Consider the following 25,476-nt stretch of genomic DNA (forward strand, 5'->3'; position numbering starts at 1 on the left):
GCTGCAACTTCTGGGCTTTTATTGGGCCTTTTGGACACCTAGCAATAGAGGCTTTCCATTTCCTAGTTTCGCTGCGATTTTATCTCCTTCTTTTAAGACCCCAACCCCCTCTGGAGTCCCAGTGAAAATCAGGTCTCCTTCCGAAAGTGTAAACACGGAAGATAAGTAACTTACAAGCGCAGGAATAGAGAAAATCATGTTTTCTGAGGTTCCTCTTTGGCGGATTTCTCCGTTTACTTCCAATGAAAAAGTGAGGTTTTTAAGCTCTGACTCATGGCCGGAAAAAGCGCTAAATTCCCCAATGGCCGCAAAAGTGTCGAAGCCTTTAGCGATACTCCATGGAAGAGATTTTTCCTTCGCTTTATCCTGCAGGTCGCGTGCGGTGAAATCAAGACCTATTCCCAGGTGAGAAATATGTTTAGATGCTTCGGAGACCGGGATATCTTTCCCTCCCTTCCCAATGACCAGGACGATTTCCACCTCGTGGTCAACGCGGTTTGAAGTCTTTGGCAGAATCAGGTTTTCCCCGCCGTAGCAGATAGACGATGTAGGTTTAATAAACACAACCGGTGAAGCTGGCACTGGGTTATTTAATTCTTTGGCGTGTTCGGCATAGTTTCTGCCAATGCAAAAAATGTTGTTAACTTCGAAGCTCGTTCCGGGGATTTTTTTACGTGACATAAGTAACCTTGGTTAATTTAAATATAAGCAGAAAGCCATCTTGAAAACTGATCAGGTGGAAGTGCTCCTGAAATTCTCTGGACCTCTTTTCCATTCTTAAAAACAATCAATGTGGGGATTCCACGAATGTTAAGCTGAGAGGAAACATCAGGGAAATTTTCTGTATTTACTTTGGCAAAAACCACTCTTCCCGCAAACTCTTCAGACGCTTTTTCATAGGTTGGAGCAAAAGCTCTACACGGGCCACACCATGGCGCCCAGTAATCGACAACGACGGGTAATGTTGACTGAGAAATCAATTTTCCCATGCCGATACTATCGACTTCCGAAACATGATGATGAAATAAAAGAGGGTTTCCGCATTTGCCACAAACAGCTTTCGCCGTTTTAATTTTTTCACTGCTGACCTTGTTGGTCGCATGACATTTTTGACAATTAGTATAGGTAAAAGCTGACATAAAACATCTCACTGAAAAGAGGTTTGCCTTCAGCTATTTTAATGAAAAGAAACGTCCCCGCCAAATGTCTTTTTGACTTGATGAAAAGGAATTGCCAGACTGATTATGAGCGACAATAAAAGAAATCCCGCACCTAAATACCCGACACTTCCCAGGTAATTAACGGACGCGAAACTGCCTATCAAAGCACCTGAGCCAATACCAATGTTGAAGATTCCTGAATAAAGTGAGACTGCGACATCCTGGGCCTCTGGAGCTGAAGAAACAATTGCCGTTTGAAAAACGAGTCCCATGACTGACATCGAGGCCCCCCAGAAAAGAGCAAGAGCGGCCAGAGCGACAATTGAAAATGTAAGTAGATTCCACAGAAGTAAACTGATTCCCATAATCGCCAAAGCAATCAAGAGAGGTTTTCTTAGAGAAGAAGCGAGTGCTCTTCCTCCAATAAGACTTCCAATAATTCCCGAGCAACCAAACACAAAAAGAATGAAAACAATATTGTTTGGAGTGTAATGCCCAATGGTTCTTAAATACGGTTTGATATAGGTGAATGCTGTAAAATGTCCGGTGATAGAGATTGCTGTCACTAGGTAGATAAGAACAATAACTTTGTTTTTAAAAAGGCCTGGAACACTTTTAAAGTTCCCTGAGTTTTGGCTTTTGAGGTTAGGAAAAGTTTTATAAAGACTACACAAAACAATCAGGGCCCCAATGCCAATTGAACCAAAGGCCCAACGCCATCCAAAGATTTGTCCAATAGAGGTTCCCAGTGGAATTCCCAAAATACTTCCTAAAGTTGTCGTAGTTGAAACAAGAGCGAGTGATTGTGTTTCTTTTCCCGGAGGGGCCACTCTTACAGCGAGAGGAATTGTGATCGACCAGAAAATAGAGTGCAAGAGAGCAACGACAACACGTGAGAGCATGAGCACTGGAAAGTTAGTGGCATTCATAGCAATCACATGGGCCAGAATAAATAAAACAAGAAGAGTGAGAAGAAGTTTTCTGCGGTTAAACTTTGCACTCCATACCGTCATCGGAAGTGACATCGTCGCTACGATCCAGGCGTAGATGGTCATCATCAACCCAATGAAAGCTTCATTTTTTTGGATTCCTTCTGCTATTTCAGGAAGAAGACCTACGGGAATAAATTCCGTCGTAACGAAAATAAATCCAGCAAAACCCAAACCTAGTGAAGGCAGCCATTGTTTTAAAGATTGTTGATTAGTCATAAAGAAAAAAAGAGATTTCTAAATGGTCGGAGCGAGAGGATTCGAACCTCCGACCCTCTGCTCCCAAAGCAGATGCGCTACCAAACTGCGCTACGCTCCGACGTTTAGAAAATCAAAAAAGATAGGCTCCATATATATGGCATGAAACATTAATTGGCAAAGATTTTTTCTAATTTCTTTGGGCCAGGAACTTCGAAAGCAAAGCCGAGGCGACCGCACGATGGGAGTTTTTCTGCTTCCATTCGTGTAGTTCCGCGACTGTAAGACCTTCTTCGGCCTTATCTGTCGGAATAAAAACCGGGTCATAACCAAAACCTGTTGAGCCTCGGTAGCTGTACCCGATACTGCCGTTGAGGCGGCCTTCAAAGTAAAAAATCTCTTTTTCGCTGAAGTACACACAAAGAACGCAGCTAAAGTAGGCTTCGCGCTCGCTCACCCCATCCATTTTTTTTAGCAGCAGCTCTGCGCGGTCACGGTCAGTGAGTCCAGGACCACCAAAACGGGCCGAATGAAGCCCTAATTCATTGGGCAGGCTTTGCACGTTAAGACCGGAATCATCAGCGATCACCGGAACTTTAAACTTGTCGTAATATGCTTTTGCTTTAAGAAGAGCGTTCTCAAAATAAGTTGACCCATCTTCGGCCACATCTATTTTTTCAGGAGCGGCCTTCACCACTAAAATTTTTGGGTCAAAGAGTTCTGAGAACTCTTCTGCTTTATGGTCATTTCCTGAAGCGAGTAGTAATTCCATTAGGCTAAAATCTCATTTTGTTTTGCAAACACAGTCTTCAGTGATTCTTTGGCACAATCAATAAGCGCAAGCATTTGGTCGTGTGAAAAAGGTGCGCCTTCTGCTGTCCCCTGGATTTCAACGAATTTTCCAGAGCTCGTCATGACGATGTTCATATCTGTTTCACAGCTTGAGTCTTCTTCGTAGTTAAGATCAGCAATAGCTTTTCCTTCTTTATTGATCCCTACACTGATAGCTGCTAACTGATCAGTCAGTGGGCTTTCTTTGAGAAGCCCTTCAGCAATAAGTTTTTTCATTGCTAATGAAAGAGCAACGTAAGCTCCAGAGATAGATGTTGTTCTCGTCCCACCGTCTGCCACCATAACATCGCAGTCGATTTGAACAGTGCGCTCACCTAATTTTTTTAAATCGATAACTGATCTCAGTGATCTTCCGATTAATCTTTGGATTTCTTGAGTTCTTCCACTCGCTCCATTTCTTTCTCTCTTATTGCGAGAGTGTGTCGCAGAGGGAAGCATTGAGTATTCGGCAGTCAGCCATCCTTCCCCTTTTCCTTTTAAGAATGGAGGCACACCTTCATCTACAGTTACTGTCACGTAAACTTTAGTATTACCGCACTCGACAATAACTGATCCTTTGGCATAAGGGTTAGGATTTACAGTGTATTGAATTTTTCTTGGTTGTGTGCGGGAAATGAGGTTAGCAAAAGATGACATTATTTTTCCTTTGAGTTAGTTTTAGGTCACATTTTAAGCCGGAAAAAGACTAAATTACAATGTATCATACGCATTTTAATTCAATTCACTCCACTCAGATTTATCTGAAGGATAATCTCGTCGAGCTTCAAAGTCACGACAGCGAAATCCTTATCAGTGCCAGTGAACAAACTCTTGGAATTGGACGCAAAGGAAGCCAATGGGATTCCTATACAAACGCTATTGCCATGAGTTTCACCATGAAACCAAATCTGGTTCCGACACTCACTCCAATTGAAATCGGTGTACTCACTTCAGAATTTTTAAAACAAGAATACGGTGTTTCTATTTTTCTGAAATGGCCCAATGATCTTTTAACTGCTGAAGGAAAAAAATGCGGTGGAATCCTTGCTCAGTATATCGACAGTGAAACTGTGATTGCGGGCCTGGGATTAAACCTTGGTTCACTTCCTTCAACAGAGGCCCCCGGACATTACAAACATGGGCTGGGCAACGTTTCTGACTTAAAACTTTCTGAAGAAGATAAAAAAACAATCCCAGCGAAACTCTACTCTTATATTTTAAAAAACCGCGTTCAAACAGCTCAAGAGATGCAAGTGCGTTTTCTTCAAGCGTGTTTTCATATCGGCCACATGGTCGACATTGACGATGATGGATTTAACTTCGAAGGAAAATTCATGGGCATCGGACAAAACGGTGAAGCCCTCGTTGAAATCAACGGCAACGTAAAAGCGTTCCTATCCAGCTCACTTAAAATCCTAGGCAAGGCCTAGTGCTGAACTGAATCCGAAATTTCTTTGATTTCTTTGCGAATCAGGTTTTCTGCCAGGTCTGGAATGACTTCCCATGCAACCTTCTCTGCATTTTGACGGCAGAACTCTCTAACCATTTCTTCGATCATTGGACGCAGAGAGATTTTTAGTTTTTCAACTAATTCATCTTGATCCATGTGAATGATTGTGTCGCCACCATTTGGTGACTCAACAACTTTTGAAGCAGCTTTTGCTTCGCTCTCTTTAAAGTTCTGAACAGTTTCCGTAAGGTCTGCTGTCACTTCATCAAGATTTGTTGAAAGAATGTCGGCGTATTCTTCAGCTTTGACCGGAACCACTTCATCAACGGCCCAGAAAGCTTCAGCTGAAATCTCATCATCGATTTCAGTTAATAAATTGCGGTTTAAATCTTCAGGTACTTCAAATGATGGGTCTGTTTCATCTTCATCAAATACACTTTCTTCCTGCACGAAGCTTGAAGAGGTTTGTAGTCTTTCAAGAACATGTCTGTCTTCCGGAGTTTCTTCAATAACTGGTGGGAAAGATTTCTGAAATTTTTCTTCCAGGCTATTAGATGCGGCAAATCCCCAGCCCTCGATTTCACTCGAAAGTGGATCTAAACTTGTTGCTTCTGTTTGTCCGTACGCTGGTTCAGTCGGCTCTTCGTCTTTTGCTGACATCTTTGGAGCATCAACTGTCCAAAGATCCAGGTCATCTGATTTTTCCGAAGCTTCTTCTTGTTTTGCTTCTACGACTGGGGCCGGAGTTGGTCTAACTCCTTCAAGCAGATCGCGGCACTTCTTGATGAACTTGCTGCTTTCAAACGGCTTTACGATTTTGTCTGAGATCCCGCACGAAGCAAACTGTCCTTCATCAATTGTGTCGAATGTCCCAAGCATAACGATGATCGCTGCTCCAGGCATAACATTGTTGATTTGTTTTGAAAGCTCGTAACCTGATCTTGAATCTGAGAGATTGAAATCTAAAAGGATAAGATCGAAATGATTTGATTGAATTTTTCTAAACAGTTCTTCTTCATTCATACACTCAACAAGCTCGTATCCACTGTTTGCCAGTGTAATACCGATAACTTTTTGAATCGTTAAACTGTCGTCTGCAACCAAAACTCTTGATGTCATATTCATCCTCTTATGTAACTATTCTCAACTAAATCAGCTTGTTAAGCAACTTATTTTGAGAACGTTAACCAACTAATTCACTCGCGTATTAAAACTGAAGAATTATTGCTGATTGATTATCGAGATTTCCGCGGTCATTGGATAAGCGAAACAGTTCTTTGATGGCTTCCATTTCACTTTCTAAGTTCTTTTCAATTGTATATTTAATCTCATCTGCGCTTAAACGCGAGTAAGCTCCGTCAGTCAGTAGAACCACCAAATCCCCTTCCGTCACTTTTAATTCGCGAACGCTATAATGAAGATCTTCAAAAAGACCAATCCCACTCATAGGCACTGAATGAAGATGAGATTGAAAAGTGTCTCGGCTTAAGCTCGACAAAGAGTCCGGCAGAACTTCAACCGTTAAGTGACCTTTGCGGTATAAGTAAGCTACGCAGTTACCTGTTGAAACCAAAGTTAAAATATTTTCGGCCAAGGCAGCGGCAATCACCGAAGCGCCTCCGCGATTGTCCATGCTCTTTTGTTCATTGTCGCGATTAACGTTTTGGTGGGCCGTATGAAAAGCATTGATCAGGGCATTGCCTTCAATAAGATATTTGTGGCTATAGAAAAAAGGCAACGTCGCTTCCGGGTCAATAGCAATTTTTGTGTAGGACCTCTTTAAGCTGTCTCTCACCATCATCGCTACTCGGTCACCGATATTTGATCCGCCAAATCCATCGACCACCATAAAAAGATTATTCACCAGATCAGCTTCCACCAAATCTTCATTAAGATTTAAATGTGGTCCTTGATGTGTCTGCATGCCATAACTTTTTAATTCAATCATAGTCTATTCCAGATAATCTTTAAGTTTTTCCGTCGCTTTTTTATAGTAATCGCTATCCACAGGAGAAATTTGCTGAACTTCCTGGAACTTCTCTTTGGCATCCTGGAATAAACTCAACGATTCAGCAATAATCGCTTCACGGTAAATCTTTCTTGCTCTGGTTGCCAACTGCTCCCTAATATCTCCAACCTGATTAAGAGCTTCTGAGTTTGAAGGCTCGATTCTAAGAATCTGCTGATAAACTTCGTAAGCACCTTTTAAGTCCTGTCCTTCAAGTAGTGATTTTGCCTTCCCAATCAATGGAGCGACAGCTGAGTTCAACTCATCTTTTGACTTCTTTAGCATTTCTGTTGCTTCAGTTGTCAAATCGTCATCCATATCTTTAATGCGCAGGAAATCTTCCAGCTTATTAATGGCCTTGAACCATTCATTTTGTAAGAAAAGAGTGCGCGCTGGTTTTAGTTTTTCAACTTTGTCATCACGGTCTTTTTTCTTCTGGGCCTCTTCCAGTTCTTTTCTTTGTTTTTCTCTCTGCCAGTCATCCAGCTCCATCTTCATCTTTGAGACTTCAAAGTTCTCTGGGTCAAGCTGAGTAATTTCATTAAAGGTTGATGTCGCTAAATCCACTCTTCTGTCTTTAGTGTATTCGCGGGCCTTTTCTAATAGAGCTGTGACTTTCGCTTTTTTCTCTGCTGCTGCAAGCTTGGCCTGTCTTTCTTTTTCGGCCTCTTCAATTTTCCCTAACCCTTCTTTTGAAAGAGCGATAAGTGATTGAAGGTTTGAGTTAAAGTTGGGGTCAACTGCCGCAACTTTCTGTAACTCAGTTAAAGCTTCACGGTAACGACCTTCCTGGAAGTGAGACTTTCCAATCTCATATTGTGCAGAAAGCGCGCGCTTTTGTTCTTCAGATAAATTCTTCTGTGATACTTTAGTCACTGGACTATTAATTGATTTTTTGGCCGGAGCCTTTTTCGTCTGCTTAACTGGAGCCGTTGTTTCTTCATCTCCAAACAAAAACCAGGCAGCCGCAAGTGCGACAATAATATAGAGGGCTTTCTTTCTCTTCTGCTCATCTTTTAAAATGCGCTTAATAATTGATTTTTCTTCAGGCTCAGCAGAAACAGCTTCACCTAAAGCATCGAGCTGCTCGCCTTCTTCCAGCTCCTCTTCAACAACCTCTTCAACTTCAACCGTTTGATTTTCATCAACGGCCATCAGGGTTGCACTTTCTTCTTTTAAGAATTCCGATCTGATCTTAACAGTGAAAGTTACACCACCAATAACGAATTCATCGTTGTGGCTTAACATGACCTTGTTGATGCGGTCACCTTTATGAAGAGTACCGTTAGAAGAGTTTAAATCTTCGAGACTCAACATAATATTATTTTTAGTAATAACGGCATGAACAGTTGAAACTTCTGAATCATTTAAAACGATCTGACACTTACTTGGATCGCGTCCGATAAATGTCTTTTCGTTTTCAATAATGTAGCGGTCGTAAGGTGCGGTGTCTCCGAAAAGTTCCAGGTAGACGGAAGCAAAAGTCTGGATAACTTTTGTACTTTCATCATCACTTCCACCGTCGATATTTTCCAACGAGTAAGACATGTTTTCGTCTTCTACCGGTGCTTCTCCTGAATCATTTTCTGCAATAACAAAATCAGCATCTGTCTCTTGAGAAGTAATCGTGCTGGCATCTTCAGAACGTGGAGTTCCACCTAATGATAAATCCAGATCATCTTCTGGTTGGTCCTGGAATTCAGACTCTTCTCCTGAAGACTCCACCATATCATCCAGCCCAATCTCTTTGGTAGAATCCTGGTCAAAATGAACTGATGAATCAACAGTATCCAACTGTTGGATATTTAAATCTGTAGCCGTAGCATTGGATTTTGCAGTTTTGGCAGGTGCCACAGGTGCTGGCGGTGTTTCTTTTTGCTCCACTGGAGCTGCCACCACTTTTTCTACTTTTTGTTCAACAACAGGAACTTCTTTTTGGGTTGTCACCCCAGTTGCCTCTGTCCCGTCACTTAAAACTGTCACACTGAAAGACTCAGCAGTGAAAACGTCACCTGTCTCCAGTTCATGTCTTTCAAAATCATCACCATTAATCTGGCAAGCATTATCCGGATTGGTTTTTTCAATAAACCATTTACCACTTTTATGAATGATGCGCGCATGTTCTCTCGAGATTTTCTTATCATCGAGAACAATATGGCAGTCTTTTGATCGTCCGATCAAAAAAATGGTTTCTGAATAATCATGTGCGAGAACATCTTTGCCTAAATCAATTTCCTGAATCGGCTGGTTTCTCTTCAAAACACTTAATTTCACCTTTCTCCATTCCTAGCGATGACTCGATTGCACTAATTTTTAACATCGCATTCTTATATCTTTCGTCGTTAGGATACTCTTTAATTAACTGAACAACTCCACAGAAAGAAACAACAGCTGCCTGGTATTTTTTAGAATCCTGCTCCTGTGTTCCTTTTTCAAAGTTCTTGGTGATTTCATCATCCAGTCTTTGTTTTGCTTTTGAAAGATAGAAACTCGCCTGTCCGTTCCCTGGACTTAAGAGAAGGGCAAGTCTAAATTCTTCCATCGCTCTAAAATAATTCCCTTCCCTGAATTCTCTTCTCCCACTATGGATTAAAGCTTCCAGTTTTTTCCTTGTATCCGGATCATCTTTACTGGTCTTAGGGGCCATTGTTTCATTAAAGATATCTGCATCCGGACTCTTATCCGTTTTAATCACACCCTTTGGTGTATTAGGAGTGTCGTTTCCTCCAAAGAGTACAAAAGCTAATGCAAGCAAAACAATCCCTATAACCATAAAACGGGTTTTACTGTTTACTTTTGTATCAGCAACCTTTTCGGTTTTAAATTCCTCTTCAAAGTTACCTTTGGGATTTCTTGCAGGAACTTTAACCTTCACACCTTTTTTAATTTCTTTAGCAATCGGTGAATCAGGTGTTGCTTCTGCCAGGATCATTTCTGCAGACTGGCTGACAACAAAGATATTGTATCTAAAAACAGTCTGCCCAATAACGACCTTCTCACCATCTACAAGCTTTTTTTGCTTAATCTTAGCATCGTTAACGATGACTCCGTTCTGCGCTCCTAAATCAGTAATTGTATAAGCGCCTTCGGCCAGCGCAAGCTCTGCGTGCTCTCTGGAAATCTTTGTATCAACAATCTGGATGTCAGCATTGTCACCGCGACCAATGATAATTCTTTTTCCTGTCAGGAAATAAGCATTACCTTTATTCGGTCCTGTCATACAGAGCAAACGGTGATGTGTCCCAACATCGCCAGGTGCTTTAAGCTCTGTAGTAATCTTAACGTTTGCTGCCATTAATTATCCAAAACAAAGGCAATATAAAAGCCTTTGGCAAATCCATCTTTCCCCATCAACGAGTTCACATAAATGTTGTATGGTTTTCCTTGCAGTTCATAATTTCCTTCCTGTGAAAGCCCCGAATTGTTGGCCGAGTTATCACACAATTCAATCAGCGTAGCTGCAAATCCACGCTCTTTGGTAATATCTAAAATATTCATTCCTTCTGACATTGACTGTCTAATACCGCAGACATCTTCAGCTGGAGTGTTAATTCTCACCAAGTTTTTGGCCGAGTTCAGGACAATGACTGGCCCCTGGGCCCCGCGCATGAATTCCAAAAGTGTATTAACGTAAGCGTCGTCACTTTCCAAATCGTCCGCACTAATATCGCTTTCATCACGCTGCAATTCACGTATGCGCTGTAATCCTGTATTAATGGCATTTCTCACCGGATTCATTTCTTCAAAAAGAAGTTTACTCTCTACACTTCTTCTGCGCCCGCGAAGACCTTCTTCAATTTGAATACGCAATTCTTCAATCGGCCTTAATGTTAAGTAGTACACAACTCCGAAGAATAAAATCCCTACAAGTAGTGATGTAACAACTGACTCAAGATAAAGTCTTGTGCTCTTTGAAGCTTCTGCTGTCAGTGTTGTTGGAGCAAAACGAATCGCAATGATCCCCACCGGTTCTTGTGTTCCTGTTTTTGGATCGTAAACGAAGATCTGCTTTCCAATCCCGATCTTCCCACCTTCAAGTGGAAGAATCCTCGCGTCCTTGATGTTTTTATTCTTTGGGTTTGAGAACCATTCTTTAATCTGAATAGAAACGGTATCGTTAGTATATTCATTCAAACGCGAAATAGGTCTTAGAACACGTCCATCTAAGTCGATTAGCTCATAAGACTCAACCCCGTCTTGTCCCGCTCCATCAAGGAAAGATGTATCAACGCGCTCCAGGGCCTTTTGTTCAAGGGCCTTCGTATTTGTACGACTGATCTCATCAGCATAGTGAGTTCCACGAATACGAATCTCATTCATCAGAACATTTTTTGAATCCTGAAGAACCGGGCCAATCGTCAAAGTGATCGTGACGAGAGCAAAGGCCGCCGTCATAATTGCTAAAAGAATACGCCATTCATACTCTTGGTTAATCCCGTGAAGTAGTGGCATGAACTTATACTTAAATAACCAGAAGATCTTTCCAACTAAGTTATCTGGAGGAGTTCCTCCGCTCAGAAGCTCATCTAAGCTTTCTTCACGCTCGCGCTGAACAGCAACTTTTTTCTTAACTACGACTTTCTTTTCCTGAACATAAACGAGCTGAAGAATAGAGTTCGGCAGACCGATTTTATCGCCGCTTTTGATGCTCGCCTTTTTGACAATTCTTCCATTTAAGAATGTACCGTTAGCACTTCCTAAATCGTTTACATAAATAACGTCATCAGCAACAGTCACTCCCATATGTTTTTTCGACACACCCTCAACAGGGAAATGAATATCGCACCCAGGATCTCTTCCCAGTACGTTTTCTCCGCTCTTTAGAACGAATTCCTGTCCTCTTAATTTTCCACCGACAACGACTAACTTATACATACTGCCTCTAGTTTTTCTCCCGGCTGAAGGCCTTTCTTCAATGTTCCTGCCTTCATCTCCAACACCTGGTAAGACCTAAAATAGATCCAGGTCATTCTCCAGGGACTTAAGTCATAAAGAACTTTTACGATATTAAAATTCTGATCAAGAAAAATAATGTCCAGCGAGTAACGCATAAAAAACGTATGAATCGAATTGCATGGCCTAATCAAAAAGCCATCACAGTCCGGAAGCTTCGCTGAAAACATCAATCCCTTCAATCTCGAAAAAAAACTCTCGGCGATCATCATCTTATTGCAAATGATTTCACCCGATTTCATTTTTAGTTTATAAAATTTATCTTCCAGCCAATGCCTCCATGACAATCGGAGCGAATACAACCATCAGAACCGACGGAACAATTAAAAAGAGCATTGGAAAAAGAATCTTTGTCGCCGCAGTTGCCCCGGCCTTTTCTACTTCTGAAGATTTTTTCTGTCTGATCTCAACCGAAAGCGCTTTTAAGATCGGCCCAATTGAAGCACCTACTGAGTCAGCGGCAATTAGAGTCGCCGCAAATGAAGAAATCTGAATCAAGTCAATTCTCCATGCCAGGTTTCTTAAAGCTTCAGCACGGCTCGCCCCGATTTTAATTTCTTTGATAAGAATCTCAAATTCTTCAGTCAAAGGGTTGGCCTTTGCTTTCTCAATAACTTTTGTCATCGCTGCAATAAAGTCCAGACCAGCTTCAACTGAAAGGGCCAGCATATCCACGCAAAATGGCATCGCACTGATAATGTCTTTTTGTCTTTGCTGAATCTTTCCTTTAATCCAGAAATCTGGGTAGAAGAAACCGATAAACGCAATGACTGGAATCAAGGTTAAAGGCCACGTTTCTTCCAGGAAAGTTCTCACCACCATAAAAAGAATCGGGAAACCAATAATCAAGAAGAGCTTAAAAGCAAAAAAATCTTCCGGTGTTAAAACACTGGTTAAGCCAGCTGCTGCAAGTTTTCTGCGGTATTTATCTTTGAATGTTTTTCTATTCTTCATTCCGGATACAATCGGACTGAAGTAACGTTTAAAGAAAGGACGTGAGTAACGAAGAACAACTCCATGGCGAGCGATATCGTCTAGTTGAGTTTTGTTATCATCTAGTTTTTCCTGGGCCTGGAACTGGTCTTCATCCTGGAAAATTGTTTTGGCGACCAAGAAAACAGCAAGTCCAATTAAAGCAAGAGCGGTATAATAAAGAAGAGATGCTCCTTCATATTCAAGCTTTCCGCTCAATTCTTTACAGGCGATTTTCTCTCCACCACCACAAGCGCGCTGAAGAGCTTCTTTCGCTTTTACCTGGCTGAGTTTTTCCTGATTTTCCGGAATAAGTTTCGCTGTTAGCTCTTTGAGTTTCGCCATCTCTTCATCAGAGATTTCATTGTCAAAATTCTCGAGTTTAATTTTTTTACGTTTCTCTTTTAGCTGATTAATTTCTTCGCGAGTCGCACGCTCTTCAATTGGATCGAGACGTTTATTTTGAAGATACCAATGTGCGACTTGATAACAGTTTGCAAACTGCTCTTTTTCACACGACTCATTATAAAGCTCAAATTTTTGATCTTGTGTAAGGTCGCTAAATTCAATCGCCTTCAAGTTGCCTGAACTAAATATGAACAGAAAAATTGAAAGTCCTATCAGGGCCCTGGTCATTCTATCTCCATCATAAGTTAATGATATCAGATAAAACAAAATCCTGAGCGATGCATTGGTGATGTGGAAATATTGTCCGGTAGTAACAGAGCCTTAAGCTCTGTTACTCTTTTCTGCGATCTTCTTTTTGAGGTCTTCAACAAAAAGCTGGTTTTGTTTGCGGTTGAATTTTTTCTCTAAGTCTGGAACATAAATCGGCTTATATTCAGTAAAGTAAGCTTTTTTAGCTTCACTGATTCTCGTTAAGCGATCAGCGAAGTCCGCTGCTTTAATTGTTTTGTCCTTTTGAGCTTTTTTCAGACCTTCAAGACCTAAAACAGCTTCCGACATGTCTCTATACTCGACTAAATCACTTCCGGCCCTAATGGCCATCATCGCCGCTTCACCAGTTCCACGGTGAGCAGTGATTGCTCCCATCTGCATATCATCTGAGAGGATCAATCCTTTATACTTCAATTCATTTCTTAAAATCGCGTGAGCTTTTGGAGAAAGTGAGCATGGAAGATCAGGGTCAATATCTTCAACAATAATATGTGCCATCATGATCATATCAACGCGCGCTTTAACTGCTTTGATGAATGGTTGAAGTTCTTCATTCCTAATTTCTTCTAAAGGTTTTTTAACAATTGGAAGATCGTAGTGAGAATCTTTTAATGTGTTTCCATGTCCCGGGAAGTGTTTTGCACAAGACATTAAATGATTAGTTTCAAATCCACGAATCATTGAAGAGATAAATTTCGAGACAGTTTCGTGATCTGTTCCGAATGCTCTATCCCAGATAACCTTGTTCTGGTCATTGTTCCAGATATCACAAACCGGTGCCAGGTTCAGGTTAATCCCACAGGCAAGTAGCTCTTCTGCCATGATTGTGGCCACTTCAAAAACAAGTTTTGGTGAATCAAGTTTGGCAATTTCCAGCATGGGAGGAAACTGAGTGAAGTGAGTTTTAAATCTGACGACTCTTCCACCTTCGTGGTCTGTGCAGATAAATAGAGGATACTCTTTTCTTAAAACCTGAATACTGTTAACTAACTCAGCAAGCTGAGCAGGTGATTCGTAGTTTTTAGAAAAAAGAATAACTCCACCGATATCTTCTTTTTCAATGAATTTCTTTTCTTCATCCGTCAGTGTTAAACCGCTTAATCCGGTAAAAACAAGTTGCCCAAGTTGATTCATAATTAACCTTTATTTGGATCGAGATAATCGCGAAGACCATCACCGAATAAATTTAAACCAATAATTAAACCTGCCATCGTCACTGATAAAATCATCGCGATGTGAGGTGCTTCTAATAAAACTGTTTTTGCGGCAGAAAGCATTGCTCCCCACGAGTAAGGGCTTCCCCCAAGACCTAAGAAACCAAGTGAAGCTTCACTGATGATAACACCACTGATTCCCAGAACCATGTTAACGATCATTACCGGTAAAATGGCCGGAATAATAATCGTAAAAAACATTCTCACTTCGCCAATTCCAATCGCACGCGCTCCTTCAACATAGGTAAGCGATAAAACCCTCTTTGCTTCACCGCGGGCAATCTTGGCATAACCTGGCCACCCGGTAATGATCATTGCAAAGATCAGACCTTTCATCGACTGACCCGTGACGGCCATAATCATGATCGCAATCAGAATGCTCGGAAAAATAAAAACTAAGTTAATCGCCAGGTCAAAACCAAGCTTAAACCAACTCGGTGCTTTCACGGCCATATACCCCATCAGGATTCCAATTGAAGCCGTGATGATTGTCACCAGCATTGAGAGAGTCAGCGAGTATGTTAATCCTGCCGAAAGAACTTCCAGTAGTGAGCGACCAAGTAAGTCTGCTCCTAAAACAAGCCCTTTAGTCATAGGCATTGCCAGCTCTTGCTTCATATCAAGCTCAGGAGTGTAAGGCTTTAGGAAAGTTCCCTTAATCGTGTATTTATAAACAAACCACGATAAGGCCCAAACAATATATAGAGAGAGAACTCCAAGTCCCAACTTCATTTCTTTAGTAAATTTTCTTTGTAGACTCATGGACTCTCCTAGCTCTGGGTTCTTGGATCCAACTTCTCGTTAACGAAATCGATAACGAAGTAGATCACCATGTAGGTTAAAGTTGAGTAGACAATCACGGCCTGGACGATTGGGTAATCGCGGTTTTGAATTCCATCAAAAAGGAGTGACCCCATTCCCGGAATATCAAAAATAGTTTCTGTAATCATTGTTCCGGCGATAACAACTGAAAGCTGAATTGAAACAACGTTTAGGATCGTTGGAAGACAAACCTTCAGAACACGAAGAAGAATGGCGACTTCATTAAGACCTTTTGATCTCGTTACCATAACCCATTGAGAGTGAACTTCTTCGAGGTATTTATTTCTCGTCACGCGCATAACAACTGCGCTTAGAGGAATAACTAAAGTCACGATTGGCAGGAACATATGTTTAAGTGTTCCCCATTCTGAAACAGGAAACCAGTTAAACTTAATTGAGAATAAAAGAACCATCAAAGGTGCTAGAGAGAAAATTGGAAATGAGAGAGCAAATAAAGAGATCAAACGGGAGAACTTATCAAAGCTTTTGTTCTTTTTATAACCGGCAAGAATCCCCAGGAAGATCCCAACGATCGCAGCAAGCGTGACTGAAATTGAGGCCAGCGTAATCGTTGGCTTCATTCTTTCTTTCAAAAGCTCTTTAACATCTTTGTTTCCAAAGATTGTTTTTCCCATATCTCCCTTAGTAAGCCCTATTAAGTAAGCCTTGTACTGAGCAGACATCGGCAGGTCCAGACCAAGCTGGCTTTTTAATTTCATGATTTCTTCTTGAGTCGCTTTTTGACCAAGGACCGTCTCAACAGGGTCTCCCGGAGACATACGGATGACAAAAAAGATTGTCGTCAGTGCAACGAAGATCGTCAGCACTGCGTACAGAATTTTTTCAATGAATCTACTCAAAACTTCCCCCGTCCTCTGCTGAAGTTTCTTTGGCGACCGATTTGCTCACCATCGAGATCCCCTGGCTAACCCAAAACATTTTAATCATGACGTCCTTATCATTTAAAATGTAGAAAATTGATTGCCCGGCAACTCTTAAATTAAATCTTCTCTCAGATTCTTTGGTTTTGCCATCATATTCAAGTACTGCTTCAGAAAAAAGCTCACTTGGAAAATCACTGAAGGTTTCATTGAGATAGGGGTAACCTTCCCAGATCACCAGCATCTTTGTGCTGCCGGATTTTTTATCAGAAGCTTTGGAAATAAAACCTGAAACCTTAGCACACTCGATGATCTGTGAGAAAAAGCACGGAAGCATCTTTGTACTAGGAAACTTGACTTGTTTTGTTCCATTCCACTGAGACTCAGGGCTGGTCATCTTAAGATCGATGGCCTTTTTTGCGGCGTTAATCTTAAGTTCAGACGCGTATTTCTTTCCGTCAAACCAGACGTTGTATTGGGAAATTTTTGGTCTCAATATGATATTTTTTTTCACTGACCCTAGAGTTGAGATGGCCACACTTTGCTCAAGGATTTTATCCTTCTGGCGATTGGGGATTTCCATCACTCGTTTCGTTGAAAAATTCTTATTGTCTTTATCGAGCCCGGCAGAAATACGGACATAGAACTCTCCGTTTTTATCCGTATAACTAAAGGCCCCATCTTCTGAAGGAAGTTTAGAAACCGCGCCTTTTTTCCCCATCCCACTACAGGAGATCAATGTCACCAGTAAAATAGGAAGGAGGTAAAAACTTTTATTCATTTTTTATAAACTCTTCAAACTCTTTTTGATAATCCACCAGGTCTACAGTAATACCTGAATGGTCTTCAATTTTTCTCTTTAAACTTGGGCTGGCCTTGAAAGTGATTCCGATTTTATACATCGGTACACCAGAGAACTGCGAATTGATATAATTGATCTTATAAACAATACTTGCTTCTTCCAGGTTAAAAACCTGCATTTCAAAATTTAAGACCAAAGAGAACTTTCCGTCGCCCAAAGCATCCAGAATATTTTCTTTCTCTTTTGTATTGGCAAAAAAGCTCAAGCCAGATGAAGAAAGGTCTTCTACGCGAAACCCCACCAAGTCTTCACTTTCACCCAGATGAAGATCAGAAGTCAGCGACTGGATTCTGTTTTTTTGAAGGTTATCAATCTCTGAGAAAAAATCGCGACTCTGTTGTTCCTTTTTATTAAAGAACACTACATTGGTAGCTGGATTCTTGGCGTACTTCAAATAAGCATAAACCTCATATACCGGGTAAGTCAGAAGCCTTTCACGACTTCTCTTTTCCACGCGGAAGCAATGCTCTTCAAGCTCCACCACCATCTGCATATTGTCTTCCTCTTGTTCAACCACTTTTCCTCTAAGGAAATAGTCGATGTCATTGATGGAAAAATTCAAACAAATGCGCTCTCCACTTAGTCTTAAATGGATGTTGCAATCGCTGATTGTCAGATAGGTTTTTCTTTGGCGGACATCAAACAGGAAAGCTTTCCCTTCGTAATAACGAGGGGCCGTTTTCCAGAAGATCACTCGGCTAGTCTCAGAAACTAAAAGAGCTATCTTGGCAGATAGCTCTTCTTGATTAAGTTTAATGAAGTTAATTTTTGCTCGCGACACTTGTCGCCTCTTAGCTAATTGTTACTTGTCTTAGAAGTTCAAGAGACTCTAGAACTTTTCCACACCCACGTACAACACAAGTTAAAGGATCTTCAGCGATTGAAACCGGAAGACCTGTCTTTTCCTTGATTAGAACGTCTAGGTTAGCCAGAAGAGCACCACCACCAGCAAGGATGATTCCGTTATCAACGATATCAGCGGCTAGTTCTGGCGGAGTTTTTTCAAGTGAAATTTTGATTGCTTCAACAACTTCAGAAACTGGATCTGCAAGAGCATCACGAATTTCATCAGATGTTACTTCGATAATTTTAGGAGCACCAGCAATCAGGTCGCGTCCTTTTACTTCGTAAGTTTTAACTTCATCATCAAATGGATAAGCGTTACCGATAGCAAGTTTGATTGCTTCAGCTGTTCTTTCCCCGATTAGAAGAGAATATTTTTTCTTAATGTATGAAGCGATTGCTTCATCGAATTTATCACCAGCAACGCGAACTGATTTAGAGTAAACGATACCTCCAAGCGAGATAACCGCAACTTCAGTCGTACCACCACCGATATCAACAATCATGTTTCCTGATGGTTCAGTGATTGGAAGACCTGCTCCGATAGCAGCTGCCATTGGTTCTTCAATTAGATAAACTTCGCGAGCCCCTGCTTGTTCAGCAGATTCTTTTACCGCTCTTTTTTCTACTTGTGTGATCCCGAACGGGATACAGATAACGATTCTTGGCTTAATCAGCTTTGAACCTGTAAGTGATTTTGTAATGAAGTATCTGATCATCGCTTGAGTAACTTCGAAGTCAGCGATAACCCCGTCTTTAACTGGTCTGATAGCTTTGATAGATCCAGGAGTTCTTCCCAACATATCTTTTGCTTCTTTACCAACAGCTAAAACTCTACTTTGGCCTTTTGCACCCTGGTGAACTGCTACTACTGAAGGTTCGTTAACGATAATCCCTCTGTCTTTTGCATAAACCAATGTGTTAGCTGTCCCAAGGTCGATAGCTAAATCATTTGAAAACCAGTCTAAAGCTCTTTTAAACATTTTCCATATTCCTTAATTAGTTTTTACCATTGATAGTGACGGATAGCCTCTCCTCTCTCCGCAATGTCGGCCATAGCTTCAATACCAAGTTCGATGTGAACATCGGTAAATTTTCTAAAGACTGCTTTTGCTGACTGTTTAGTTTTAATTCCACCTTCTTTTAGTGGGCAGTCAGAGATGAGTAAAAGGGCTCCAATATTAACTTTACTTACAAAACAAGAAACGAAAAGAGCGGCAGTTTCCATCTCTACGGCCAGTACTCTTTCTTCTAATAAATTTAATTTGAATCTGTCGTCGAATTCCCAGAAACGGTAATCCGTCGAGTGAATTGTTCCTGTTCTGTATTCTAATCCGTGCTCTACCAGAATTTGTGAAACAAACTTCTGAACCTTGAACGTAGGAAGGGCCGGAACTTGCTCAGGTAAAAAGTGCTGAGTTACACCTTCTCCTCTCACTGATGCGATTGGAAGAACGAAATCTCCAACATCAAGAGAAGGGTGAACACCACCAGCTAAACCTAGGAATAGAACTGCTTTGGGTTCTACTACTGCCAGAAGCTCGCCGATTAAAGCGGCCATTGCTGAACCAACACCAAATTCAATAATCGTTACTTTTGCTTTCTTCGATGAAGAAGCCTTAAACGCTGAACCTTGAGTGTAGTGTGCATCTGGAAGAAGAGCATTGAAGCGCTCTACGTAGTAGTGAAAGTTCGTTAGAATAATCTGTTTTTGAAAGTCTTTGATTTCATGGCCAGTGTATCGCTCAAGCATGTCGCGAGCGATTTTCTTTTTGTCTTCATTTCCATGAATTCTTCTGTGGCGAAGTTTTTCTTTAAGATCACTGATCTCGTGAAGGACTTCACGTCTTTGCTGGCTGATAGTTGAATCTTCGTTCAGCGCAGTTTCAATACTTGTATCTAAGGCTGCTGCGATATCTTTTTCAGCTCTCGCCTTCACGGCCTTAACCGTCTTCTTTGTCGATTTAGCAGTTTTTTTGGCCTTTGCAGGCGATTTTTTTTGCACTGCTTTTTTTTGCGTGCTTTTTTTAACAACCATTGTTATTTTCCGAGTCCATTCTAATAAACTAAAATGTTTATAATAAAATTTATCATTTCACTTGGTTGGATACAACAATTAAATACTAGATTTCCCTTGTTGTTTTTAATAGACTATGACATCTGAAAATCAGCTTAATTAACCGACCAAAAAGGAAGAATAAAATGGGAATGGGAAGAAAATCTATCGCGCTAAAAATGAAAAGAAAAACAGCTCAAGCAAAGAAAAAAGCAAGAATCAAAAAGAAAATTGCAGCTGCTAAAAAATAGTTTTTCAGTGCCGATTACCTGATTATCCCAATCGGGTAATCGGCGCAAACTATTGATAAAACTTAATTTACTACAGCTTCAATTCCTTCTCTCTTAATTCTAAAAGTGCTCATATCCTTCATCCAGATATCATCCGAGAGTTTCCACGACCCACTTTCACTTTTTAAATTTTCCTTTTTAATGAGGGCTAAATCTAAATCTTGTCGCGTCTGATAAGAAGAGTCCGCCTCAATAACATCAAACAATATTCTTAATGAGTCATAGGCAATAGTTTCTACTATGTTTGGTTGCTTCTTAAATTTTTGGAAAAATTTCTGTGTAAATGGAGTCTCAGTTCCGCTGATTGGCTCATCCATGAAGTACACATTTCCGTAACGGTAACCTTCGTTCACCATCAACTCAGACCTCCAGCTTGGCACTCCTACGTAGTTTAAGTTGAAAGCATCAAAGTAATTGTAGTTTGGCAGGAGCTGCACCACTTCTCTTGGAAGGGCCGGAACAAATACCCAGTCAAAATCAATTTGTGGCTGAAGATTCTGCACGCGCTTAATGCTCTTTTTACTCTCCAGGTGAGCGATGTCGTTAACAATCGCCAGCTCTTCTTCGCGTTCACGATTAAACTTAATTCCCAGAATGTTTTTAACCGGGTCGCGGTAATCAGTTTGATTTGGATCGAAAGAAATAAGACCAGTCACGTCTAAATTGTATTTCTTTGATTGTCTCCAGAACTCGTTCGCGTAAGCTTCGCCGATATCCGTCTTTGGATACATGATCGCCGGACGCTTACCGATTTTTGCGAGCATTCTCTCAGAGAAAAGTGTATTCACCTGCGATTCAATTGAGCCTGGGATCTCGATTAAAAGATGGTTCTTTTCTTCTTTTGGCAGAAGAACCTTTGAGAGCGAAATAAAGACTACGCCATATTTTTTAGCTTCCAGGTACTCTTTTGTCGCTTCAGCTGTTGTTAGCCCACCAATAACAGCGGCAACGTTGTTTGTTTCAATTAAGTCCTTAACCGCAAAAGCTCCGTTGGCCGGATTCCCTTTTGTGTCTTTGATTTCTAAACGATATTTCTTGTTTGGGTCCTGTGACATTTCTTCAAGGGCCACATCAATACCCGCCAGTGCTCTTTCTCCCAGGCCTTTTAGGTCCCCAGAAAGAGGCAGGGCCACACCAATGTAACGGAGATCAATCTTTGCTGTGTTGTTTTGGTTTCTTGCTCCAAGGCTTGCCACCAGTCCCATAATCTCTGTGTTTGATCCATAACGTTTTTCAATCCATTCTGAGAAGTCTTTAACTTTGTCCTGGTCTCCTTCACGGAAAGCAGTCTCGGCTTCCTTATAGGCTAAATAGGCCACACTCAGGTTTTTGTCCTGATCGAACTCTTCTAATAAACGTACACGCTCACTGCTTGAAAGTTTTTTAAACTGCTCTTCAACTTGTCCGTATCTTGGATCTGTTGTCAGTTCGCTGATTGATTTTTTATCTTCAAGTGAACGGATAAGGGCCGAAAGGCTTTGTTCTTTTTTTCCAAGTTGTTGAGAAAGAAGAGCGTAAAGTTGGTGGAATTTTTTTGCTTCTGTATCCTGAAGATTTTTGTAATTTGCCTGAGAAAGCGTATTAAGCGCTTTTTCATTTTGATTCATCTTATAGTAAGCACTTCCCAGGTTGAGATAAATTTGTGCATCTAAGGCCGGGTCATCTTTGGCTAAAGCACTCGCCTCTTCAAAACTCTTAGCTGCAGCTTCATACCTTTTTTGAGAGAAATTAATAACACCTGTTAAGTTTCTCTTCGTTGCTTTCTCAGCATTTGAAAGTTTTTCTTCTTTAATTGCTGCTACATCTTTAAGAGCGAGGTCGTTTTTCCCTTGGCGCACTTTTTCTTTAGCTGCATTGATTTTTTGCAGGAAATCCTGGTGGTATAATTTAGAAGTATCAACATTGTCTGCCACTTTTCTTTCCGGTGTGATCATACTCACCCCTGAACATGAAGTAACAAAAAGAAAGGCCATCAAAACAAAAACACTTTTCACAATACAATCCTGGAAAATCTATTATTTGATTGGATTATTCTAACAAGCGTTGGAGTTTTATAAAAGGAAGTTGTGTTATAAATTGACTGACTAAAAAAGCCGGGCATTGCCCGGCTCATCATTTGCGAAGTTATTATTGAAATAAGTCTTTTACTTTATCAAAAAACCCACGGCTCATCGGATTAGAATTCTCTTCAACTTCTGCTAAGCGCTGGAATAAATCCTTTTGTTCGCTTGAGAGTTTAGTTGGAGTTTCAACTTGAACAGTTACGATCTGGTCACCCACTCCGTATCCGCCTAGTCTCTGGATTCCCTTTCCTTTGAGACGCATTTTTACGCCCGATTGAGTTCCTGCAGGGATTTTCAATTGAACTTTCCCGGATAGTGTCGGAACTTCCATTTCCGCACCCAATGCAGCTTTCGAGAAGCTGATAGGCACTGTACAGTGGACGTCGAACTCATCGCGCTCGAAAATTTCGTGCTGACGAATATTGATCACTACGTACAAGTCTCCATTTGGTCCACCATTAGATCCAGCATCACCTTCACCTGAAAGTTTTAAGCGCTGACCTTGGTCAATTCCCGCCGGGATTTTCACTTGTAGATCGACTTTCTTTTTCTTCTTACCTTGACCGTGACAAGTACCACATGGATCTTTAATCATCTGACCTGAACCATTACATTTTGGACATGTCGATGAAACAGTGAAGAAGCCTTGTTGACGGCGAACTTCTCCGTGACCATTACAGTAATCACAAGTCGTAGGAGATGATCCGGCCTTTGCTCCCGTTCCGCTACAAGTGTCACACTTCACGTTTTTAGTTAGTGAAATGGTTTTCTCTGTACCAAAAGCAGCTTCGCTAAAGTCGATATCAATTCCCATTTGCAGATCGTCACCAGGGCGTCCTGTTGATCTTCTGCCTCCGCGGCCTCTACCGCGCCCACCAAGCATATCTCCAAAGATGTCGCCGAAAATATCGCCAAAATCCCCAAAGTCTCCCTGCTGGAATCCGCCGCCGCCAAATCCGCCTTGTCCGTTCATGCCGGCATGACCGAATTGATCATAGCGCGCTTTTTTATCATCATCTAAAAGAACTTCTGCAGCTTCTGAAGCCTCTTTGAACTTTGCTTCAGCTTCCTTGTTGTCCGGGTTTTTATCAGGGTGATACTGCATAGCCATCTTGCGATAGGCCTTTTTGATTTCATCCTTACTAGAGTTCTTCTGGACCCCAAGAACCTCGTAATAATCGCGTTTATTGCTCATATGATCCTTTACGAAAAAGGTCTCTCCGCTAGGAGAGACCTTCTATTCTTAGTAAAATTATTTAACTGAATTCAGATTAAACTTCTTTATAGTCTGCGTCCACTACATCGTCGTCATTCTTTTTTGCACCAGCGTCTGCACCAGCTCCAGGGTTACCTTGTGCTCCAGCTTCTGCTCCAGGAGCTCCACCAGCTTGATACATTTCTGTAGCAACTTTATGAGACACGTTTTGTAGTCTTTCTACAGCAGCTTTTAGCTCATCAAGAGACTCAGAAGTTAACTTAGTTTTCGCTTCTGTTACAGCTCCTTCAAGCTCTGACTTAGATTGAGCAGAGATTTTCCCTTCTCCGTCTTTAATCATTTTTTCAGTCGCGAAGATTAAACCATCAAGGTTGTTTCTTGCGTCTACAACGTGACGTCTTTCCTGGTCAGCAGCACGGTTAACTTCGGCGTCTTTTACCATTCTCTGGATTTCTTCTTCTGTTAAACCAGATCCACTTGTGATTCTGATTTCTTGAGATTTACCAGTCGCTTTATCCTGAGCTGAAACGTGAACGATACCGTTGGCGTCGATGTCGAATGTTACTTCAATTTGTGGGATTCCACGTGGAGCTGGAGAAATTCCAGTTAAATCAAATCTACCAAGAGTTTTGTTGTCTTTAGCAAATTCTCTTTCCCCTTGAAGTACGTGAATCGATACAGCTGGTTGGTTATCCTGAGCTGTTGAGAACACCTGAGACTTCTTAGTCGGGATCGTTGTGTTTTTCTCGATGATTCTAGTTGAAACACCACCAAGAGTCTCGATACCAAGTGATAATGGAGTTACGTCTAGTAGAAGAACGTCTTTAACGTCACCAGCTAATACCCCACCTTGGATCGCTGCCCCTGCTGCAACAACTTCATCCGGGTTTACACCTTTAGAAGGCTCTTTTCCGAAGATATCTTTTACTTTAGCTTGTACAATTGGAGTACGAGTCGCACCACCAACTAGAACAACTTCATGGATTTCATTAAGTGATAATCCAGAGTCCTTGATACATGTGTTACATGGCTCAACCAGTTTTTGTACAAGGTCAGCAATAAGTTGTTCAAACTTCGCTCTTGTGATTGAAACGTTTAAGTGTTTCGGTCCAGTAGCGTCTGCCGTGATGAACGGAAGGTTAACGTCTGTTTGGTTAACGTTTGAAAGCTCATGCTTAGCTTTTTCAGCAGCTTCTTTTAATCTTTGAAGCGCCATTGTGTCTTGTCTTAAATCAACACCATTTTCTTTCTTAAACTCTTCAGCAAGGAAGTTGATGATTCTGTAATCGAAGTCTTCCCCACCAAGGAATGTATCCCCGTTAGTCGCTTTTACTTCGAATACACCATCAGATGTAATTTCAAGGATAGAAATATCGAATGTACCACCACCAAGGTCGAATACAGCGATGTTTTTATCTTTCTTAGAGTCCATACCGTAAGCAAGTGCTGCTGCCGTTGGCTCGTTGATAATACGTTTTACATCAAGACCCGCGATACGACCTGCATCTTTTGTTGCCTGTCTTTGAGCATCGTTAAAGTAAGCTGGAACTGTAATAACAGCTTCAGTTACTGGTTGTCCTAGGTAGTCTTCAGCTGCTTTCTTAAGTTTTTCAAGAATTTTTGCTGATACTTCTTGAGGTGACATTTCTTTTCCGTCAACCTTTACCCAAGCATCTCCATTTTTGTTAGCTAGGATTTCAAAAGGTGCAACTTCCATAAACTTTTTTACTTCTGGAGCGTCGGCCTTTCTACCAATTAGTCTTTTAATACCAAAAAGTGTTTTCTTTGGGTTTGTTACAGATTGTCTTTTAGCAACCTGACCAACAAGTACTTCACCGTTGTTAGCGAAACCAACGATCGAAGGAGTTGTGTTGTGTCCTTCAGCGTTTGCGATAACTTTGTATGTTCCGTTTTCAAGTACGGCCACACATGAGTTTGTTGTCCCTAAGTCGATACCAATAATTTTTCCCATAAATGTCTCCTTATATTT

23 protein-coding genes and 1 tRNA gene are annotated in these 25,476 nt (G+C 41.2%); 1 reads left to right on the top strand and 23 read right to left on the bottom strand.

Annotated features, from left to right (window positions below; translation table 11 throughout):
• Positions 1–18: 18 nt before the first annotated feature.
• The 6 genes from C0V70_RS17360 to rph all read right to left on the bottom strand — a co-directional run bounded on the left by C0V70_RS17360 (position 19) and on the right by rph (position 3,835).
• Positions 19–681: a fumarylacetoacetate hydrolase family protein gene (locus tag C0V70_RS17360; RefSeq protein ID WP_102245128.1), complete on the bottom strand. Its 663-nt coding sequence runs from the start codon at positions 679–681 to the stop codon at positions 19–21.
• 17 nt (positions 682–698) lie between these two features.
• Positions 699–1,139, bottom strand: a complete 441-nt coding sequence (gene trxC / locus C0V70_RS17365) for a thioredoxin TrxC (protein WP_102245129.1) — start codon at positions 1,137–1,139, stop codon at positions 699–701.
• A 38-nt stretch (positions 1,140–1,177) separates the two neighbouring features.
• On the bottom strand, positions 1,178–2,368 hold the full coding sequence (locus C0V70_RS17370; RefSeq protein ID WP_102245130.1) for a sugar transporter: 1,191 nt from the start codon (positions 2,366–2,368) through the stop codon (positions 1,178–1,180).
• Positions 2,369–2,391: 23 nt separating this feature from the next.
• A tRNA-Pro gene (locus C0V70_RS17375) sits at positions 2,392–2,468 on the bottom strand.
• Positions 2,469–2,537: 69 nt separating this feature from the next.
• Positions 2,538–3,119, bottom strand: a complete 582-nt coding sequence (rdgB, locus tag C0V70_RS17380; RefSeq protein ID WP_102245131.1) for an RdgB/HAM1 family non-canonical purine NTP pyrophosphatase — start codon at positions 3,117–3,119, stop codon at positions 2,538–2,540.
• Positions 3,119–3,835, bottom strand: a complete 717-nt coding sequence (gene rph / locus C0V70_RS17385; RefSeq protein ID WP_102245132.1) for a ribonuclease PH — start codon at positions 3,833–3,835, stop codon at positions 3,119–3,121. The genes rdgB and rph overlap by 1 nt, the downstream gene beginning before the upstream one ends.
• A gap of 59 nt (positions 3,836–3,894) precedes the next feature.
• Between rph and C0V70_RS17390 the strand changes: the two genes are divergently transcribed.
• A complete protein-coding gene (locus tag C0V70_RS17390; RefSeq protein WP_102245133.1) occupies positions 3,895–4,608 on the top strand; it encodes a biotin--[acetyl-CoA-carboxylase] ligase in 714 nt (237 codons plus the stop codon).
• Here C0V70_RS17390 and C0V70_RS17395 read toward each other — a convergent pair.
• The 17 genes from C0V70_RS17395 to dnaK form a co-directional block, all read right to left on the bottom strand.
• On the bottom strand, positions 4,605–5,747 hold the full coding sequence (locus tag C0V70_RS17395; RefSeq protein WP_158649736.1) for a response regulator: 1,143 nt from the start codon (positions 5,745–5,747) through the stop codon (positions 4,605–4,607). The two genes, C0V70_RS17390 and C0V70_RS17395, sit on opposite strands and share 4 nt — an antisense overlap.
• A gap of 88 nt (positions 5,748–5,835) precedes the next feature.
• The gene (locus C0V70_RS17400; protein WP_102245135.1) at positions 5,836–6,576 is read right to left on the bottom strand and encodes a PP2C family protein-serine/threonine phosphatase; all 741 of its coding nucleotides are present in this window, start codon (positions 6,574–6,576) and stop codon (positions 5,836–5,838) included.
• A 3-nt stretch (positions 6,577–6,579) separates the two neighbouring features.
• Positions 6,580–8,910: an FHA domain-containing protein gene (locus C0V70_RS17405; protein ID WP_102245136.1), complete on the bottom strand. Its 2,331-nt coding sequence runs from the start codon at positions 8,908–8,910 to the stop codon at positions 6,580–6,582.
• Positions 8,864–9,931: an FHA domain-containing protein gene (locus C0V70_RS17410; protein ID WP_102245137.1), complete on the bottom strand. Its 1,068-nt coding sequence runs from the start codon at positions 9,929–9,931 to the stop codon at positions 8,864–8,866. The genes C0V70_RS17405 and C0V70_RS17410 overlap by 47 nt, the downstream gene beginning before the upstream one ends.
• The gene (locus tag C0V70_RS17415) at positions 9,931–11,511 is read right to left on the bottom strand and encodes an FHA domain-containing protein (protein WP_102245138.1); all 1,581 of its coding nucleotides are present in this window, start codon (positions 11,509–11,511) and stop codon (positions 9,931–9,933) included. The genes C0V70_RS17410 and C0V70_RS17415 overlap by 1 nt, the downstream gene beginning before the upstream one ends.
• Positions 11,499–11,831, bottom strand: a complete 333-nt coding sequence (locus C0V70_RS17420; protein WP_102245139.1) for a DUF192 domain-containing protein — start codon at positions 11,829–11,831, stop codon at positions 11,499–11,501. The genes C0V70_RS17415 and C0V70_RS17420 overlap by 13 nt, the downstream gene beginning before the upstream one ends.
• Before the next feature lie 16 nt (positions 11,832–11,847).
• The gene (locus tag C0V70_RS17425; protein ID WP_102245140.1) at positions 11,848–13,197 is read right to left on the bottom strand and encodes a type II secretion system F family protein; all 1,350 of its coding nucleotides are present in this window, start codon (positions 13,195–13,197) and stop codon (positions 11,848–11,850) included.
• Positions 13,198–13,290: 93 nt separating this feature from the next.
• Positions 13,291–14,373, bottom strand: coding sequence for a beta-N-acetylhexosaminidase (nagZ, locus tag C0V70_RS17430; protein ID WP_102245141.1), 1,083 nt, complete (start codon positions 14,371–14,373; stop codon positions 13,291–13,293).
• Between the two features lie 2 nt (positions 14,374–14,375).
• On the bottom strand, positions 14,376–15,215 hold the full coding sequence (locus C0V70_RS17435; RefSeq protein WP_102245142.1) for an ABC transporter permease: 840 nt from the start codon (positions 15,213–15,215) through the stop codon (positions 14,376–14,378).
• Positions 15,216–15,223: 8 nt separating this feature from the next.
• Positions 15,224–16,135, bottom strand: a complete 912-nt coding sequence (locus C0V70_RS17440) for an ABC transporter permease (protein ID WP_102245143.1) — start codon at positions 16,133–16,135, stop codon at positions 15,224–15,226.
• A complete protein-coding gene (locus C0V70_RS17445; protein ID WP_102245144.1) occupies positions 16,128–16,937 on the bottom strand; it encodes a hypothetical protein in 810 nt (269 codons plus the stop codon). Before C0V70_RS17445 ends, C0V70_RS17440 begins: the two co-directional genes overlap by 8 nt.
• Positions 16,930–17,799, bottom strand: coding sequence for a hypothetical protein (locus C0V70_RS17450; protein ID WP_102245145.1), 870 nt, complete (start codon positions 17,797–17,799; stop codon positions 16,930–16,932). Before C0V70_RS17450 ends, C0V70_RS17445 begins: the two co-directional genes overlap by 8 nt.
• Before the next feature lie 10 nt (positions 17,800–17,809).
• Complete coding sequence (locus C0V70_RS17455) at positions 17,810–18,853, bottom strand: rod shape-determining protein (protein ID WP_407079779.1); 1,044 nt, start codon at positions 18,851–18,853, stop codon at positions 17,810–17,812.
• 14 nt (positions 18,854–18,867) lie between these two features.
• Complete coding sequence (locus C0V70_RS17460) at positions 18,868–19,899, bottom strand: AMP nucleosidase (protein ID WP_102245147.1); 1,032 nt, start codon at positions 19,897–19,899, stop codon at positions 18,868–18,870.
• Positions 19,900–20,230: 331 nt separating this feature from the next.
• The gene (locus C0V70_RS17465) at positions 20,231–22,201 is read right to left on the bottom strand and encodes an ABC transporter substrate-binding protein (protein ID WP_102245148.1); all 1,971 of its coding nucleotides are present in this window, start codon (positions 22,199–22,201) and stop codon (positions 20,231–20,233) included.
• Positions 22,202–22,334: 133 nt separating this feature from the next.
• Positions 22,335–23,465: a molecular chaperone DnaJ gene (dnaJ, locus tag C0V70_RS17470; RefSeq protein ID WP_102245149.1), complete on the bottom strand. Its 1,131-nt coding sequence runs from the start codon at positions 23,463–23,465 to the stop codon at positions 22,335–22,337.
• Positions 23,466–23,541: 76 nt separating this feature from the next.
• Positions 23,542–25,458 carry a molecular chaperone DnaK gene (dnaK, locus tag C0V70_RS17475; protein ID WP_102245150.1) on the bottom strand — a complete coding sequence of 639 codons (1,917 nt, stop codon included), beginning with the start codon at positions 25,456–25,458 and terminating at the stop codon, positions 23,542–23,544.
• Positions 25,459–25,476 lie beyond the last annotated feature (18 nt).

The sequence above is a fragment of the Bacteriovorax stolpii genome, assembly GCF_002872415.1.
GTDB classification, from domain to species: Bacteria; Bdellovibrionota; Bacteriovoracia; order Bacteriovoracales; family Bacteriovoracaceae; genus Bacteriovorax; species Bacteriovorax stolpii.